This window comes from Desulfotomaculum copahuensis (assembly GCF_001655685.1).
Taxonomy (GTDB): Bacteria; Bacillota; Desulfotomaculia; order Desulfotomaculales; family Desulfovirgulaceae; genus Desulfotomaculum_G; species Desulfotomaculum_G copahuensis.
Genome location: NZ_LYVF01000002.1, coordinates 65,072 through 82,059, shown reverse-complemented (window position 1 = coordinate 82,059; position 16,988 = coordinate 65,072). Strand labels below are relative to the sequence as shown.

At 59.8% G+C, this 16,988-nt stretch carries 12 protein-coding genes; 10 read left to right on the top strand and 2 right to left on the bottom strand.

Annotated elements, in window-relative coordinates:
• The first annotated feature begins 98 nt into the window (after positions 1-98).
• From nuoE to A6M21_RS00285, 9 genes are all read left to right on the top strand, one after another.
• Complete coding sequence (gene nuoE, locus A6M21_RS00330; RefSeq protein WP_066665817.1) at positions 99-608, top strand: NADH-quinone oxidoreductase subunit NuoE; 510 nt, start codon at positions 99-101, stop codon at positions 606-608.
• Positions 605-2,521: an NADH-quinone oxidoreductase subunit NuoF gene (locus A6M21_RS00325; RefSeq protein WP_078060266.1), complete on the top strand. Its 1,917-nt coding sequence runs from the start codon at positions 605-607 to the stop codon at positions 2,519-2,521. The genes nuoE and A6M21_RS00325 overlap by 4 nt, the downstream gene beginning before the upstream one ends.
• Positions 2,518-3,189, top strand: a complete 672-nt coding sequence (locus A6M21_RS00320) for a 2Fe-2S iron-sulfur cluster-binding protein (protein WP_066665815.1) — start codon at positions 2,518-2,520, stop codon at positions 3,187-3,189. Before A6M21_RS00325 ends, A6M21_RS00320 begins: the two co-directional genes overlap by 4 nt.
• 444 nt (positions 3,190-3,633) lie before the next feature.
• A complete protein-coding gene (locus A6M21_RS00310) occupies positions 3,634-4,530 on the top strand; it encodes a divergent polysaccharide deacetylase family protein (protein ID WP_066665811.1) in 897 nt (298 codons plus the stop codon).
• A 266-nt stretch (positions 4,531-4,796) separates the two neighbouring features.
• Positions 4,797-5,651: a copper amine oxidase N-terminal domain-containing protein gene (locus A6M21_RS00305; RefSeq protein ID WP_066665810.1), complete on the top strand. Its 855-nt coding sequence runs from the start codon at positions 4,797-4,799 to the stop codon at positions 5,649-5,651.
• A 224-nt stretch (positions 5,652-5,875) separates the two neighbouring features.
• Positions 5,876-7,930, top strand: coding sequence for a thioredoxin domain-containing protein (locus A6M21_RS00300; protein ID WP_066665974.1), 2,055 nt, complete (start codon positions 5,876-5,878; stop codon positions 7,928-7,930).
• 248 nt (positions 7,931-8,178) lie between these two features.
• Positions 8,179-8,487 (top strand): autorepressor SdpR family transcription factor, encoded by a 309-nt coding sequence (locus A6M21_RS00295; protein WP_066665808.1) that lies wholly within the window; start codon positions 8,179-8,181, stop codon positions 8,485-8,487.
• A gap of 168 nt (positions 8,488-8,655) precedes the next feature.
• Positions 8,656-9,345: an SdpI family protein gene (locus A6M21_RS00290; protein ID WP_242868712.1), complete on the top strand. Its 690-nt coding sequence runs from the start codon at positions 8,656-8,658 to the stop codon at positions 9,343-9,345.
• Positions 9,346-9,791: 446 nt separating this feature from the next.
• Entirely contained in the window at positions 9,792-10,703 is a 912-nt protein-coding gene (locus tag A6M21_RS00285) for a DMT family transporter (protein ID WP_066665806.1), read from the top strand.
• 135 nt (positions 10,704-10,838) lie between these two features.
• Here A6M21_RS00285 and A6M21_RS00280 read toward each other — a convergent pair whose 3' ends face one another.
• Together A6M21_RS00280 and A6M21_RS00275 are read right to left on the bottom strand one after the other, a co-directional pair.
• Positions 10,839-12,155 carry a BaiN/RdsA family NAD(P)/FAD-dependent oxidoreductase gene (locus tag A6M21_RS00280; protein ID WP_078060265.1) on the bottom strand — a complete coding sequence of 439 codons (1,317 nt, stop codon included), beginning with the start codon at positions 12,153-12,155 and terminating at the stop codon, positions 10,839-10,841.
• Positions 12,156-12,299: 144 nt separating this feature from the next.
• Positions 12,300-13,892 carry an NAD(P)/FAD-dependent oxidoreductase gene (locus A6M21_RS00275; RefSeq protein ID WP_066665962.1) on the bottom strand — a complete coding sequence of 531 codons (1,593 nt, stop codon included), beginning with the start codon at positions 13,890-13,892 and terminating at the stop codon, positions 12,300-12,302.
• Positions 13,893-14,809: 917 nt separating this feature from the next.
• Here A6M21_RS00275 and acs point away from each other — a divergent pair.
• Positions 14,810-16,858, top strand: coding sequence for an acetate--CoA ligase (gene acs / locus A6M21_RS00270; protein ID WP_066665804.1), 2,049 nt, complete (start codon positions 14,810-14,812; stop codon positions 16,856-16,858).
• The last annotated feature ends 130 nt before the right edge of the window (positions 16,859-16,988 follow it).

Sequence of the window (16,988 nt, the reverse complement as noted above, 5' to 3'; positions counted from 1 at the left end):
CCGGTGTTTTGAACATTTTTCCATTGCTTGACCGTTAATCGGCTAACAGGTTATTATTATTTAAATATATATAATTTTTATTCGGGAGAGGTGGATCGATGGAACTAACCGACCAGGAGATAACAACGTCCCGGGAAGAAACAAAAAAGATCTTGCCGCAGTACCCCGGCCGGCGCGGCGACCTGATTCCCATCCTGCAAAAAGTGCAGGAAAAGCTGGGCTACGTACCAGCGCCGGCTATGGAGGAAGTGGCCGCTTATCTGGGCATCACACCCATGGACGTTTACAGCGTGGTCACTTTTTACAACCAGTTCCGCCTGAGCCCGCCCGGCAAGCGGCAGATCAATGTGTGCATGGGTACGGCCTGCCACATGCGGGGCGGCAATATCATTCTGGACAGCTGGAAGCGGCGGCTGAAGATTGATGTCGGCCAGGTCACCCCGGACCGGGAATTCAGCCTGGAAAGGGTGGCCTGTGTGGGCTGCTGCACCATGGCCCCGGTGACCGTGATTGACGGGGAGGTGCATCCCAAGGTCACGCCCACCCGGGTGGACGGCCTGCTCTTTTCCTTCGGCATGAAAATAGAGAAAGAAGGCGGGAAGCATTGAGCAAGGAAAATCAGGCCGTGTCCGCGGCCTACGCCGGTCTGCAACAAAAAGCCGCGCTTGTCCGGCAGTCCCGGCATGAAAAGCCGCTGCTCCTGGTGGGGACGGCCACCTGCGGCCTGGCGGCCGGGGCGGCGGCTGTGCTCAAGACGATCAAGGAAGAACTGGCGCGGCAAAAGGTGGAGGCCACGGTGCTGGAAGCGGGCTGCATGGGCCACTGTTACGCCGAGCCGCTGGTGATTGTGTACAAGCCCGGTTTCCCGCCCATTTTGTACGGCTATGTCACGGAGGGCATTGCCAGCCGGCTGGTGATTGATTTTCTGGCCGGGGACGATCCCTGTCTGGAGTTTGCTCTCGGCGCGCTGGAGGAAAACGAATTTTTACCGGCCCTGTCCGACTTTCCCCGTTTTGGGGTGGAACAAAAGATCATCCTGGAAAACTGCGGCCTGATCGATCCGGAAAATATTATGGACTATATCGCCCATGACGGTTACGCCGGCCTGGCCAGAGCGCTGCAGCTGGAGCCGGCGGCGGTGGTGGCGGAAATTAAAGCCTCCGGCCTGCGCGGACGGGGCGGCGCCGGTTTTCCCACCGGGCGCAAGTGGGAGACCTGTCTGGGCACGCCGGCGGATGAAAAATATGTGATCTGCAATGCCGACGAGGGTGACCCGGGGGCCTTTATGGACCGCACGATCATGGAATCCAACCCCCACCTGGTGCTGGAGGGGTTGATCATTGCCGCCCGCGCCGTGGGGGCGGACCGCGGATACGTTTATGTGCGGGCTGAATATCCCCTGGCGGTGAAACGCCTCGCCCTGGCCGTCGAACAGGCCCGGCAATGCGGCCTGCTGGGCGAAAACATCCTGGGCGGCGGTTTCGGCTTCGAGGTGGAAGTGTTCCAGGGCTCCGGCGCCTTCGTCTGCGGCGAGGAGACCGCCCTGATCGCATCAATTGAAGGCGAGCCGGGCATACCCCGCCACCGGCCGCCCTTCCCGGCCGCGGCCGGCCTGTACGGCCGGCCAACGGTGATTGATAACGTAAAGACACTGTCTTTTATTCCTTCGATCATCAACCGCGGCGCGGACTGGTTCAAAAGCACGGGAACGCCCGGCAGCCCGGGCACGGCGGTGTTTGCCCTGGCCGGCAAGCTGGTGAACACCGGCCTGACGGAGGTGCCCATGGGCACCACACTCAACCAGGTGGTTTACGATGTCGGCAGCGGCATTCCGAAAGGCAAGAAATTCAAAGCGGTGCAGATCGGCGGCCCTTCGGGCGGCTGCCTGCCTGAATCCGCCCTGGACATGCCGATCGACTTCGATTCTTTGAGCGGAGCCGGGGCGATGATGGGTTCCGGGGGGATGGTCGTCCTGGACGAGGACGACTGTATGGTGGAAATCGCCCGCTTTTTCCTGGATTTCACGCAGAAGGAATCCTGCGGCAAGTGCACCATGTGCCGCCTGGGCACCCGACAGATGCTGGACATCCTGGAGGACATCACCAGGGGGCGCGGCCGCCCGGAAGACATCGACCTGCTCCTGTCACTGGCCGAAGACATCAAGGCGGGTTCTTTGTGCGGCCTGGGCAAGACTGCGCCCAACCCGGTGCTCAGCACGATCCGCTATTTCCGGGATGAATACGAGGCGCACATCAATGAAAAGCGCTGTCCGTCCCTGATGTGCCAGGAACTGATTGCTTTTTACATTTTGCCGGAGAAGTGCGAGCGCTCCTGCGACGCCTGCGTGGGCAGCTGTCCGGTGGAAGCCATCTATAACAATGCGGATCGCATCAAGGTCATCGACCAGCAAAAATGCGTTAAATGCAACAGCTGCGTGGACGCCTGCCCGCCCCAGTACCGGGCGGTGATCAAGCTGTCGCCGCCGGAACTGGTGGCCGAAAGGGAGAAGGAGAATAAATGAGCGGGGAAGTAACTTTGACCATTGACGGCCGTGAGATCACCGTCCGGGAAGGGGAAAAGCTGCTCTGGGCGGCGCTGGACAACGGCATCTATATTCCGCACCTGTGTGCGGACAGGAAGGAGGAGAAGCCGGACGCCGCCTGCCGCCTTTGTTTTGTGGAAATAGAAGGGCGTCCTCAGCCGGTTACGGCATGCAGCGAGCCGGTGGCTGCCGGTATGGTCGTAAACACCCGCAGTGAGCGGGTTGACCGGTTGGCGGGCACGGCTTTTGAGCTGCTGTTGTCCAGCCACCGGCTTGATTGTGGCAAATGCGCCGCCAACCGCTCCTGCGCGCTGCAGAAAATCGCCCGCGAGCGAAAATTCAAACTAAAAGTGACCCGCCTGCGCACTTTGGACAGGAACCTGCCGGTGGACGACAGCAGTCCGGTGGTGACCTACGACCCTAACAAGTGTGTGTTGTGCGGCCATTGCGTGCGGGCCTGCCGGCGGCAGGGCGGCGGCGTGCTCGGTTTCGCCGGGCGGGGCTTTGAGCGCCGGGTGACCACTTTCGGCGGGGCGTCCCTGGCCGCAGCCGGGTGCAGCGGCTGCGGCGCCTGTGCCGCGGCCTGCCCGGTGGGTGCGCTGACGGCGAAAAATGTCCGGCTGCCAAACGCCGGAGCGAAAAGGTGAAGTTGAACTTCCCATCCGGATTCAGTCCGGCCAACTCAAGCAAACCCCGGGCCACCCTTGGGACCCGGGATTTTTGTTGCCCGGTGGCGGCCGGAACCGGTTGCCGCCGGTCCGCCCCGCATTATTGCCGTAGCGCCCGGCCGGCCCGTAAAGCGGGTATGAGTAAACTTTACCAGGTGAGCCGGTCCTTTTTCCGGTAAATAATAAGATCACCTTAACGGCCATGATTAATGAAAGCGGCGGCCGCTCTTCGCTGCTCTTATGCTGTGTTCCGGCGAATAAAGTTTTTTCCCGGAACCGGGCTGCTGTCAGAAGCGGGGTGTGAACAACTTTGGATTATTCTTGTTATAACCAACGCCGTCATCCGGCTTCGGGGCGAACCAGGCGGCGCCGCATATTGCGCACGATCCGGCTGCTTTCACATTAGCTGCGGGGGTTGGGGTGATGAAACTAAAAGCTGTTGTTTGGCCGGTGCTCTTTTTACTGGCGGCCGTGTTTATCGAAGCTTCCTTTTTGAGCCATGCAGCCGGCGGGGCGGTGTTGACCGCAACCGGCTGCCGGCAGTTGCCGCCTGCGGCCGCCGCCGGGGGCGGCGGGGCATGCGCCGGCGTTGTTGCCAAGCCGCGCATCGCCCTGGTCATCGACGATTTTGGCATCAACGGCCGGCCCGGGGTGGAAGAGATGTTCAGCATCAAACGGCCGCTCACTTTCGCCGTCATGCCCCGCCAGCCCGCTTCCCGGCAACTGGCGCGCCGGGCGGCGGCGGCCGGCTATCAGGTGATCGTGCACCTGCCCATGCAGCCCTTCCAGGGCAAAAAAAGCTGGCTGGGGCCGGGGGCGATCATGGCCGCCATGCCGGCGCGGGAAATCAAGGCCGTGGCGGCGGCCGACCTGGACGATATTCCTTACGCGGTGGGTTTTAACAACCATATGGGTTCCCTGATTACCTCCCGGGAGGAATTGCTCCGTCCGGTGATCGAGGAGGCCGCAGCCAGGGGTTTTTTCATCCTCGACAGCCGCACCACGGAAGAATCGCGCCTGTACCCGCTGGCGGGAAAAATGGGTGTACCCTGCATACAAAGGGACGTTTTTCTGGATGACATCAGGACGGTGCCTTACATCAAAAAACAGCTCAACCTGCTGGCGGCCATAGCGCAAAAACAGGGTGGCGCCGTCGGCATCGGGCACGTGGGTCACCAGGCCACCGCGCGGGCGATCGCGGAAATGATCCCGGAACTGGAAGCCCGGGGTATAGAGCTGGTTTATCTGTCGGAACTGGTTTACGGGCGGTTTCCCGGTGCTGTGAAAACACCGGCGGTTTTGACACCGCCGCGCCGTTAAAGGGTTATTTCTGTGGTGATCATCAAACGTGCGCGAATGATCGGGCACGTTTTAATTTTTTCCCCGGCACCGCCTGCAACCCGCCTTTGATGGTAATTTCCATTCTATTACCATGAAAACTTCACAGATTTTCTACAAAAAAATGATATAAAACCTATAGAAAAGGCCGGTCCACTGTGTAATGAACAGCGGGAAGGCCCCAAAAGCGCCGCCCGCCATTTTCACCGGGGCGCAATATAAATTCCGGGTGGGCGGAAGGGAGGCTTATGGCCAGGAAGATGTTTGTCCTGCTGCTGGCTCTGTCGCTGCTGGTTTTGCCTCTGGCGGCATACGCTGATGACAGCGGGGGGACGCCGGACGGCGGTGCCGCACAGATCAATCCCCTGCCGCCGGTGCCGGCCGATCAGGGGATTACCGGAGATGTTTATGGACAATCCTCCGCTGATCAGAGCGTAACGGAAGACACTTACGGTCAACCGCCGGACGTTCAGGCGCAGATCGCCCAGTTGCAACAGGAATTCGCCAACGCGGTGAACAACAACCAAATGCTTAAAGCGGCCCAGATTTTGCAAAAGCTGCAGCAGTTGAAAAGACGGGGCAGCTACGACTCCCGGCTCGACAGTTTGAAGCAGGCGTTGATCAACGATGTGCAAAACGGCAAATATGGTGCGGCGCTGGCTGTAATCAAGCAGATTCTGCGCATCGAGCATCCCGCCTGGGCCTACCGGTACCTGGGCATGCTTTACCATAAATTGAATCAGGATAACCGGCCGCGTATTTTTGCCAACGGCCAGGAAGTGCAGTCGGACGTCAATCCGGTAGTCAGAAACGGCCGTACACTGATTCCCCTGCGGGCGGTGGCCAATGCCATTGGAGTTGGCAACAGCGCAATTTCATGGAATCAGCACAATAATACGGTAACTATAAACAACCACAATACAATCATCAACCTGCCGGTAAACAGCCCGACGGTGACAGTCAACGGCCGGGCGCAGAATATCGATGTGCCGGCGCAAATGTACAACAACCGGGTGATGGTGCCTTTGCGGTTCATCAGTCAGGCATTCGGAAAACCAGTCAACTGGTACCCGGAGGGGCAGATGGCCACGGTGGGGGATTAGTCAGAGCAGTGATGATATTAAGGAAGCCCGGAGCAGTCCGGGCTTCCTTATTTATTTCGGTTTGCCGGTCTGACTGCCCGAAAAATGATCAAGGCGCCGGTTGGATTTGTGCCGTTTGAACAAAATAAGCGCAGGTTGTTGCATTGAACACGATTTACACATTTATTCACAACAAGTATAATTATTATTACCTTAATATCTTTTTCCAAAAGGAGTGGCGCAAAATGTCCAACCGGCTGGCCAGTGAAAAAAGCCCCTACCTGCTGCAGCATGCCCAAAACCCCGTCGACTGGTATCCCTGGGGGGAGGAAGCTTTTAACCGGGCGAAAGAGGAAAACAAGCCGGTGTTTCTTTCCATCGGCTACTCCACCTGTCACTGGTGCCATGTCATGGAGCGGGAGTCCTTTGAGGATGCGGAGGTGGCGGCGCTGCTCAATGAAGGCTTTGTGGCCGTCAAGGTGGACCGGGAGGAACGGCCGGACATCGACCACGTCTACATGGCCGTCTGTCAGGCGTTGACCGGCCAGGGGGGCTGGCCGCTGACCGTCTTTCTGACCCCGGACAAAAAGCCCTTTTTTGCCGGCACCTATTTCCCCAAACACGGGCGCTACGGCCGTCCCGGCTTGATGCAGGTATTGAAACTGATCCGGGAAAAGTGGCCTGCCGGCCGGCCGGAATTGGAGCGGTCGGGTGCGGAGATATTGAAGGCCATCGCCTCCGAAGTTGCCGTCGATCAGACGGGGGAACCGGAAGCGCGGATCCTGGAGCGTGGTTTCGACCAGCTCAAATCCCGCTACGATCCGGTTTACGGCGGCTTCGGCGAAGCCCCCAAATTTCCTTCTCCGCACCAGCTCTTGTTCCTGCTGCGCTACTGGAAGCGGCGCGGCGAGCCGGCGGCGCTGGAGATGGTGGAGAAGACCCTGCAGGCCATGTATTGCGGCGGCATTTACGACCATACCGGGTTCGGCTTCGCCCGGTATTCAACGGACCGCCGCTGGCTGGTGCCGCATTTTGAAAAGATGCTTTATGACAACGCCCTTTTGGCCCTGGCCTTTCTGGAGGCCCGGCAGGCCACCGGCAACGGCGCCTACGGGCGCGTGGCCCGGGAGATTTTCACCTATGTGTGGCGGGAGATGACCGCTCCGGAAGGCGGCTTTTACTCGGCCCGGGACGCCGACTCGGAAGGGGTGGAGGGTAAGTTCTACCTCTGGACGCCCGGAGAGGTGAAAGCGGTGCTCGGGGAGTCGGAAGGGGAGCTTTTTTGCCGCCATTTCGACATTACCGCGGCCGGTAATTTTGATGGCGGCAGTATTCCCAACCGCACCGGCCGGGAGGGGGAGGTTTTCGCCGGCATGCTGGATCCGGAAACGGCCGGCCGGCTGGAAAGTGCCCGTGAAAAGCTGTATGCCGCCCGGGAGAAACGGGTGCACCCGCACCGGGACGACAAGATTCTCACCGCCTGGAACGGACTTTGCATCGCCGCACTGGCCGTGGGCGCACGCGTGTTGGGTGAGCCGGACTACGCCGCGGCGGCCGGCCGGGCGGCCGCCTTCATCCGGGAGCGGTTGCGCGATGCCGGGGGGCGGTTGCTGGCCCGCTACCGGGACGGGCAGGCGGCCTTCCCGGCCTATCTGGACGACTACGCTTTTTACACCTGGGGGTTGATAGAGCTCTACCAGGCTACTTTTGAGCCGGATTATCTGAAACAGGCACTGGAGCTGACCCGGCAAATGCAGGAACTGTTCCGGGACGAAAAGGGCGGCTTTTTCTTCACCGGCCGCGACGCGGAGGAACTGCCCGCCCGGCCAAAAGAAATCTATGACGGGGCCACTCCCTCGGGGAACTCGGTGGCCGCGCTGAACCTGTTGCGCCTGGCCCGCCTCACCGGGGACGCCGGGCTGGAGGAGGCGGCCACGGAACAAATGCGCGCCTTTGCCGGCGCGGTGGCCGGCTATCCGGCCGGCCATACCTTCTTCCTGTGCGCTCTGGACTTCGCTCTGGGGCCGGCCACGGAGATCGTGCTGGCCGGGGAGCGGGGGGCGGCGGACACACAGGCGCTGCTGCAGGTGCTGCGGTCCGCCTACCTGCCGGAGGCCGTGCTGGCGCTGCGCCCGGCCGGGGAAGAAGGAGAGCGGGTGGTGGAACTGATCCCTCATGTTGCCGGCCATGCCCCGGTGGACGGCAAAGCGGCCGCCTACCTGTGCCGGAACTTTGCCTGCCAGGCGCCGGTGACCGATTCCGGGGAACTGGCCGCCCGGTTGAAGACGTTGAAAAATTGACTGGTACTCCGGGCGGTAGAGCGTTTTTCTCCCGGCCGGGGTACGGCCGCCGGGACGCCCTGTATGTCCGAAAGGCCGTTGAACCAGTAGACGGGTTGAAAAAAGAAGCGGGAAAAACTTCCCCGGCGAAGAAAAGGCAGGCAATGATTGACAGAAAAGATTTCCCGCCTGTATCATCTTGACAAAGCGGAGCGACTGGCTTAGAATGTTGTCTAATTAGATGGTGGTCTAATTATGGGGGTGAGTGCATGGGGTTGAGCGATCTGTTTAGAGCGCTGGGGGATGAAACCCGGCGGGAAATATTACGCCTGCTGACCCGGGGGGATCTGACGGCCGGTGAGATCGCGGACCGCTTCAACCTGACCAAACCGACCATTTCCCACCACCTGGCGGTACTCAAGCAGGCCGGACTGGTGCAGGACGAACGCCGGGCGCAGTATGTCGTCTATTCTCTGAACACCACTGTATTTCAGGATCTGGCGGGCTGGCTGCTGGAGTTGACCTGTTCCGGACCGGGCTCCGGCCGGGCGCGGAAAAATGAGCCGGGCGGCCAATAAGCTTATCAAAGTATTGATGGGGTCTCAAGCAGTTGAAATTAAGTGAATGGGCAAAGAAGAGCGGCATCTCATTATTGCATCACGGAGCAACGGTGCTTATGGCGCAGTATTTACCGCCTGCGGGCGATGCCCCGTTCAGCCCGTCACGCAATGGGGCGGGATCTATAAATGCTTGTGGAGGGGATTGTGATGGATGATTACCGTTTGAAAAAGGAGCTTTTGGTACATGACTGGCCGGCCATTCTGGTCCTGCTGGCCATGTTCGCCGCCGGGGTGTTGCTTTACCCGCACCTGCCCCCGCAAGTGCCCACGCACTGGAACATCGCCGGGCAGGTGAACGGATATTCCTCGCGCGCCTCCGGCGCTTTCATGCCTCCCCTGATCGCCACCGGCGTCTATATCCTGATGCTGTTACTGCCCATGATTGATCCGCGGCGGGAGAACTACGTCAAGTTCCTGGGCGTCTACCGGATCTTCCGCCTGGGCCTGGTGCTTTTTTTCGCCGCCATCTACATGATTACCCTGGGCAGCGCCATGGGCTTCCCGGTGCGGGTGGACCGGGCAATGCCCGTCCTGGTGGGCCTGCTGTTTATCATCATCGGCAACTACCTGCCCCGGGTGCGGCATAATTATTTCGTCGGCATCCGCACCCCCTGGACGCTGGCCAGCGAAGAGGTGTGGCGTAAAACCCACCGGCTGGGCGGGCCGCTGTTCGTGATTGCCGGTCTTTTGACCGTGGTTTCCGTCTTCTGGGGTGGGAAGATTGCGGCGCTCATCCTTTTCACGGCGATTATTGCAGTGGTGGTGCTGCTCTTTATTTATTCACTGGTCGTCTTTAAACAAAGCCGGACGGATTGACGGCCGGGGCCGTGACCCCGCACGCTGTTTTTTATGTGTATAAACATTTCGGGATAAGAAGGAAAAACGGAAAATATGCAGAAAACCTTATTTAAAGGTCCGCAGGACCTGTCCGGAAGGACGGGTCTTTTTTACTTCCGGTTGCGGTTTTATTGAAATGCACCGGGTGGCCGGGCATATCTTTTATTATATGCAAAATGTGTTTCAAGGCAGACCCCCGCGCCGCCTGCGGCGGCACCAACAGAGGAACAAAAACGGGACTGTTCACAGAATTAACTCTTTACCGGCCGCGGTGTTGTTTTTTCCGGAATCTATTTTCAGCGGCGTTTGAGCGTAAGCGCGGGGTTTTACATGCTTCGCCGGGAAGACCCCGTTCCGGCCGGCGGTAATCGGAATATAAGAACGGCTTTTGGCCCGTCAATTTGCTTTCAGGAGACGACACCAGCATGATCAAAAAGATAAATTTCGCCCTGCTCTGCCTGATCTGGGGTTCCACCTGGCTGGCCATAAAAATCGGCCTGGACGATTTTCCCCCCTTCACCTTTGCCGCCGTACGGTTTGCCCTGGCCACGCTGGTGGTGTACGGCCTGGTCCGGTGGAAGCATCTGACCATCAGCCGCCGCTGGAGCGATTTGAAGGGAACTTTCTGGTTCGGCGTCTTTAATGGCATTTCCTATGCCCTGGTGTTCTTTGGTGAACAATTTATCTCTTCCGGGCTCACGGCCATCATCAATGCCGCCCTGCCTTTTTTCAGCCTGATCTTTGCCTGTTTTCTGGCCGGTGAGAAATTGACCGCGGCCAAAAGCTTCGGCCTGATCACCGGTTTTTGCGGCCTGCTGCTGGTGTTCAGCGGCGATGTGCTCCATCTGGGCCGGGGCAATCTGGCCGGCCAGGTGGCCATTTTGCTGGCGGCGGCGGCCTACGCCTTCGGCGCCGTTCTGGCCAAGCGTTACGGGAACGGTCTGGGGTTGCTGGAAGGGGTGACAGTGCAGATGGGGATCACCACGCTGGTGATTGCCCTGCCGGCGGTGCTACTGGAATGGAGGCATGCCTTGCACTTTACCATGGACGGTGTGCTGGCCTTTCTTTACCTGACACTGGTTGGTTCGGTGGCCGCTTTTTTGCTATATTTCTGGTTGCTGGAACGCATGGAAGTTTCCCGGCTCTCGCTTTACTCCCTGATTACACCGGTCATCGCCACCATCCTGGGCGCCTGGTGGGCACATGAGCGCGTGCTCTGGCAGTACGGCGTTGGTCTGGTCGTAATCATGCTGGGTCTGTGGATTGTCAACCATCCGCAACGCTACCGCCGTCCTGCCGTTGAAGCGCAAAGCGATGCCGTGCCCGGACACCGTTAAATGCCCGGCGGGTCCTATTGAGATGGACCGGGTTCCATTGTCTATTGTAAGCAGGACATGTCCGGCACTGCCTGCCATTATTCCTTGAGGACGCCGGCAACGTTCCTGCAAGCAAGACATGCACCCGGCGGGTTTTCACGGTGAACTCTGCCCGGCCGCGTTTTCCCCGGCCACCCGGCCGGAGGACCAGGCCCACTGCAGGTTGTAACCGCCGCAGTCGCCGTCGATGTCCAGCACCTCGCCGGCGAAATACAGGCCGGGCACGATTTTGGACTCCATGGTGCGGGGGTCGACTTCCGCCACGTCCACGCCTCCGGCGGTGACCTGTGCTGATTGCCATCCCCGCGTGCCGCTGATCTCAAACCGCCAGTCCTGCAAGATGGCGGCTATTTTTTTGCGCTCGGCGGCCGTCGCCAGGCCGGCCGGCTTGTTGCCGCCGACGCCGGCAGCCGTAAGGAGCACCGGGGCCAGTCTTTTATTCAAAAAACCCACGAAACTGAAGTCCAGGGGCTTTTGCGGCCGGGACTGAAAACGGCCGGCCAGCAATTGATCCAGTTCCGGCCGGCTGAGGTTGTTGATCAGAACAATTTTCAACAACGGTCTTTCATTTTGTTTTAACAGTTCGCCCGCCAGCCGGCTGAGATCGAAAACGGGCGGGCCGGAAATACCGTATTCGGTGAACAGAATTTCCCCGGTGGCCCGGCGCAGTGACTGCCCGTGCAGGATGATTTCCACGTCACCGTCGAATTTAATCCCTTTCAGCCGGGGCAGGAAGCCGGCCGCCAGTTTCAGCTGTACCAGTGCCGGAAACGGTTCCACAATGGTGTGTCCCAGCTTCCGGGCCAGAACATGGCCGCCGTCGCCGGCGCCCAACTGGGGGGCCGCCCGGCCGCCGGCGGCGATGATCACCCGGCCGGCACCGAACATCCCGCCGCCGGCCGGATAAACAGTGAACCCGTCCCCGGTTCTTTTGATATCCTTCACTTCCGCTTCGCAAATCACTTCCACGCCGGTCCGCTCCAGTTCGTAGCGCAGCACGTCCAGCACACTGGAAGCCTGGTTGGAAACGGGGAAAACCTTGCCGCCGTCTTCCACCTTGTGGACGATGCCCAGTTCCGCGAAGTAGGCGATCGTCCGCCGGTTGTCAAAGCGGCTTAATGCGCCGCGGGCGAAGCGCGGCTCCCGGCCGTGGTAGTGGGCGATATCCAGGTCCATATTGGTCAGGTTGCAGCGGCCGTTGCCGGTGACCAGCAGTTTTTTGCCCACCCGCTGGTTTTTTTCCAGGATGGTCACGGCAGCCCCCTGTTCCCGCGCCGCCAGGGCGGCCATCATGCCGGCGGCGCCGCCGCCCACCACAATAATCCGCCGGCCGGTGTGCTTTCCCAGGCGGGAGTTGCCGCTGACGGTCCGTTCCGGCCGCTGGTTTTCAACCCGGCTTGATTTTGTTGCCATACCCCGTTCACTCTCCAGTCAAGTGTTTGCGGAGCCGTGCCGGCGGCTCAAAAACCCTTGCAGGCGGTAAAGAACCGGCGGCAAGGCGGTGTAACCATCCCCGTGTGCCGGAGGAAGATAGCGGTGCGGGTTCGCCCGCGCCGGTCATTCCCACGGTTTGTACCTGGCGGCGATGGCCTCCGCCACCCGGATCCCGTCCACTGCGGCCGAGACAATCCCGCCGGCATAGCCAGCCCCTTCCCCGGCCGGGTAAACGCCTTTGATCCCGGCCCCGCAGTTTTCATCCCGGAGCATGCGGATGGGGGAGGAGCTTCTGGTCTCCACCCCGGTGAGCACCGCATCGGAGCGGGCAAAACCGTGCAGTTTGCGATCAAAGGCCGGGATGGCTTCCCGCAGGGTGGCAATGACATAGGGCGGCAGGCATCCCTTTAAATCGGCCGGTGTCACCAGGCGCGGATAGGAAGGTATAACGCTCCCGAAGCCGGTGGAGGGCCTGTCCGCCAGGAAGTCGCCCACCAGCTGCGCTGGGGCGCGGAATTCCCCCCCGCCCAGGACAAAAGCCTTTTGCTCCCACAGCCGTTGGAATTCCACCCCGGCCAGAGGGTGGCCGCTGCCGAAATCATCCGGGGTCACGCCCACCAAAAGGGCGCTGTTGGCATTGGGAGCGTTACGGGCGTGTTCGCTCATGCCGTTGGTGACCACGCCGCCCGGCTCCGAGGCGGCGGCGATGACCGTACCGCCCGGGCACATACAGAAGGTGTAGGCCGGCCGGCCGGTGGAGGCGTGGTGCACCAGCTTGTATTCGGCCGGCCCGAGCGCGGGATGGCCGGCGAATTTGCCGTACTGGGCCGCGTCGATTAAACTTTGCGGGTGCTCGACGCGCAGGCCGATGGAGAAGGCCTTGGGTACGATGGCCAGCCCCCGGGCGTGGAGCATGGCAAAGGTGTCCCGGGCGCTGTGTCCGGTGGCCAGCACCAGGATTTCGGCGGGCAGCTGCGCCGTGCCGTTGATTACTACGCCGGACAGGCTGTTTCCTTCCGTCACGATATCGGTCAGTTTGCTGTTGAAGCGCACCTCGCCGCCGGCGGCAATAATGCTGCGGCGGAGGTTTTTGATCACTTCCTTTAATATGTCCGTGCCCACGTGGGGTTTGTGCACGTAGAGGATTTCCTCCGGCGCCCCGGCGCAAACCAGCTCCTCCAGCACCTTGCGGCACCTTTTGTCTTTGATCAGGGTGGTCAGCTTGCCGTCGGAAAAGGTGCCCGCCCCGCCTTCCCCGAACTGTACGTTGCATTCCGGGTTCAGGTTGCCCGTGGCCCAGAACTCCTTGACCAGACCGGTGCGTGTGTCCACGTCCGCCCCCCTTTCCAGCAGGACGGGGCGGTAGCCCATCCGGGCGAGCAGCAGCCCGGCAAACAGGCCGGCCGGTCCGGTGCCGGCGATCAGGGGGCGGTGGGACATCCGCCGGTTGCCGGCCGGCACGTAATGGTACACCGGCGAAACGGCGGGGGAAACGTCCCGGTTGTGACGGCCGGTTGCTTTATCCTCGTTTTTTACCTCGGCGTCCACGGTATAGACGAAAAAAATCCTTTCCTTGTCGCGGGCGTCAATGGAGCGGCGGTGAACGGCATAACCGAGCAAATCCTTTTCCTTCAGACCGAGCTTTATCAGCAGCGCTTTTTTCAGTTGGGCTTGATCATGGTCAATAGGCAGCTTGATTCCCTGTACTCTGAGCATCAACCGGGACTCTCCCCTTTGCGCCTCTCGAAATCAACCGGGCGGTTTTCATTCCCTGCCGGTGCCACGGCATGGCTGTCTATTAATATAACACGTGTCCGGTAAAAATGTAAGCAAACCGGGCGGTTTCGACTAAGTATGCCCGCTTGACAGGCAGCGGTTGCCGATTCCCTTCCGGTGGCCGTCACTCCGGTTTCCGCGGGACGGCCGCTTGTTATGGCCTTTATAACCGGCGGCCTGTTTGTGCGGAGCCGCCTGTCGCCGCCACGGCACGGTGAATGGAGCAATTCTCTACAGCCGGCCATTGGCGGCGGCCGGTTGTCCGCGGATGGGATTTTTGCCGGGCATCGAAGAGCCCAAAGACCTATTGTCCACGGATCGCTGTTTGACCCGCTCTTTGACCGGTAAGCTGGTTTTAAATGATGAATGAGTGTTCAATGGTTGAATAATACGCCCGTGTGGAAAGGTTTTTTAAATTCTTCCGTTAACCGGCCAAAATTGACTGTTCCACCGCATATTTTTGCAGTATAATTTTTTTACAGCGGCCGTTTTGAACCGGGCGGTATTGCCCGGTTGCAAGGGAACCGTTCAGATTGTCCAAAAGGACAGTGAGGCCGTGATTTAAACCTCTGGACTGAAAATTCTTAACTTTCTGCGAACAATACGGTACAATGCTTTTCGAGGTAACGTCCAAATAGCCTTTAAACAGCGCTGGCGAACGGAGGAACGCAATGTGTCTGAAAATGACGGATGAGGGGGTGTTCAACTAAAAATAGGGCTTTAGTATGAAAAATTTCGGGCCTTTTTTGTTTCTTCCATATTATAATCGCCAACTGAAGGGTTCGATTGCTTTTCATTTTTAATTTTCCACGGCGGGGTATTGGGGCTTAAAGTACAATACGAAAGGAGATCGGCTGATGGAAGAAAAAGAACTCACCGAGGTCAGCGAGGCGAGTACCGGGGCGGCGTATGCCGCACACTGGCAGGAAGAGGAGTATATTCATCCCAAGCCCGAATTCATTGGCCAGGCTAATATGACTGATCCGGATGTTTTCAGACGGTTCAGCCTGGAAAACTTCCCCGATTGTTTCAAGGAGTTTGCCGAAATGCTGGACTGGGACCAGTACTGGCACACCACCCTGGACACCAGCGACGCCCCCTGCTGGAAATGGTTTGTCGGCGGCAAGCTGAATGCCAGCTATAACTGCGTGGACAGACATCTGGCCAAATATAAAAACAAGACAGCCATTCACTTCGTGCCGGAACTTGAGGAAGATCCGATTGTCCACATCACTTACCAGGATCTTTACAAGCGGGTCAATGAAGTGGCCGCTGTATTAAGAGATTTCTGCGGGTTGAAGGCCGGCGACCGGGTTACCCTGCACCTGCCCATGACCCCGGAACTGCCGATCACCATGCTGGCCTGCGCCCGCCTGGGCGTGATCCACTCCCAGGTGTTCGCCGGGTTCAGCGGTCAGGCTTGCGGCGACCGGATCTGGGATTCGGGAAGCCGGGTGCTGATCACCATTGACGGTTACTACCGCGGCGGCAAGTTGCTGGACCACAAAGCCAACGCCGACGTGGCCGTGGAAACGGCCGGAGCGCAGGGACAGACGGTGGACAAAGTGCTCGTCTGGCAGCGCCATCCCGGACAAAACGCCTCTGCAGCGCCCATGGTCGAAGGCCGGGATTATTTCATGAACGAGGTGCTCAAGGATTATAAGGGTGCAATCGTGGAACCCGTGTCCATGCCGGCGGAAGGCATTCTTTTCCTCATGTATACCAGTGGTTCCACCGGCAAGCCCAAGGGCGCGCAGCACAGCATCGGCGGCTATCTGGCTTATGTGACGGCCATGTCCAAGTGGATCCAGGATATTCATCCCGAGGATGTCTACTGGTGCATGGCGGACATCGGGTGGATCACCGGCCATTCGTTTATCGTGTACGGCCCCCTGGCCCTGGCCGCCAGCACGGTGATTTACGAAGGGGTGCCCACTTATCCGGACGCCGGGCGTCCCTGGCGGATTGCCGAGGAACTCGATGTGAACATTTTCCATACCGCCCCCACCACCATCCGCATGCTGCGGAAGGCTGGTCCGGACGAACCGGCGAAATACAACTACAAGTTCAAGCATATGACCACCGTGGGTGAACCGATTGAGCCCGAGGTGTGGAGATGGTACTACAATGTGGTCGGCCGCGGGCAGGCCGCCATCGTGGACACCTGGTGGCAGACGGAAACTGGCGGCTTCCTGTGCAGCACCGTCCCGGCCCTCTGTTCGATGAAGCCCGGTAGCGCCGGTCCGGGCGTCCCGGGCATTCATCCGGTGATCTTCGATGATGAGGGGAACGAGGTGCCGCCGGGTGAAGGCAGGGCGGGCAACATCTGCATCCGCAATCCGTGGCCCGGTCTGATGCAGACGATCTGGAAGGATCGTGACCGCTTTGTTTCCACCTACTTCGGAAAATACTGCAAGAATCCGGACAGCAAGGACTGGCGTGACTGGCCCTACATGGCCGGCGATGCGGCGGTTATGTCCAAGGACGGCTATGTGCGCATCCTGGGACGGGTGGACGACGTGATTAATGTGGCCGGTCACCGTCTCGGCACCAAGGAGATCGAGTCCGCCGCCCTGACCGTTGATGCAGTGGCTGAAGCAGCGGTTATTCCGGTCAAGGATGAATTGAAGGGCACCGTGCCCGACCTGTACGTCTCCCTCAAGCCGGGCTTTGAAGCCAGCAAGGAGTTGGAGGAAAAAATTTCCGGGGCCGTCTCGGCGGTGCTGGGCAAGATCGCCCGGCCGAAGCGGGTGCATATCGTGCCCGACATGCCCAAGACCCGTTCCGGGAAGATCATGCGCCGCATTCTGTCTGCCATCTCCAACAAGGGGGATGTGGGCGATGTAACCACCCTGGCCAATCCCGATATTGTTGAATCAATTCGTGTGCAGGTGCAGGGCGGCTAGCTGACTGTATAGCATTGGACCGGCCGGCCGGCGGTGATGCCAGCGCTTTGAACGTCCCGGCCAGATGGGAGTTCCGGGCATTACCTCCGCCCGCCGGCCGGCCGGTCCATCAATTGTATAATGCAGCGGG

What these genes read in the sequence shown, in the direction of transcription:
- nuoE (WP_066665817.1), top strand. Translation starts at nt 99, where the DNA reads ATGGAACTAACCGACCAGGAGATAACAACGTCCCGGGAAGAAACAAAA.
- A6M21_RS00320 (WP_066665815.1), top strand. Translation starts at nt 2,518, where the DNA reads ATGAGCGGGGAAGTAACTTTGACCATTGACGGCCGTGAGATCACCGTC.
- A6M21_RS00310 (WP_066665811.1), top strand. Translation starts at nt 3,634, where the DNA reads ATGAAACTAAAAGCTGTTGTTTGGCCGGTGCTCTTTTTACTGGCGGCC.
- A6M21_RS00305 (WP_066665810.1), top strand. Translation starts at nt 4,797, where the DNA reads ATGGCCAGGAAGATGTTTGTCCTGCTGCTGGCTCTGTCGCTGCTGGTT.
- A6M21_RS00300 (WP_066665974.1), top strand. Translation starts at nt 5,876, where the DNA reads ATGTCCAACCGGCTGGCCAGTGAAAAAAGCCCCTACCTGCTGCAGCAT.
- A6M21_RS00295 (WP_066665808.1), top strand. Translation starts at nt 8,179, where the DNA reads ATGGGGTTGAGCGATCTGTTTAGAGCGCTGGGGGATGAAACCCGGCGG.
- A6M21_RS00290 (WP_242868712.1), top strand. Translation starts at nt 8,656, where the DNA reads ATGCTTGTGGAGGGGATTGTGATGGATGATTACCGTTTGAAAAAGGAG.
- A6M21_RS00285 (WP_066665806.1), top strand. Translation starts at nt 9,792, where the DNA reads ATGATCAAAAAGATAAATTTCGCCCTGCTCTGCCTGATCTGGGGTTCC.
- A6M21_RS00280 (WP_078060265.1), bottom strand. Translation starts at nt 12,155, where the DNA reads ATGGCAACAAAATCAAGCCGGGTTGAAAACCAGCGGCCGGAACGGACC.
- A6M21_RS00275 (WP_066665962.1), bottom strand. Translation starts at nt 13,892, where the DNA reads ATGCTCAGAGTACAGGGAATCAAGCTGCCTATTGACCATGATCAAGCC.
- acs (WP_066665804.1), top strand. Translation starts at nt 14,810, where the DNA reads ATGGAAGAAAAAGAACTCACCGAGGTCAGCGAGGCGAGTACCGGGGCG.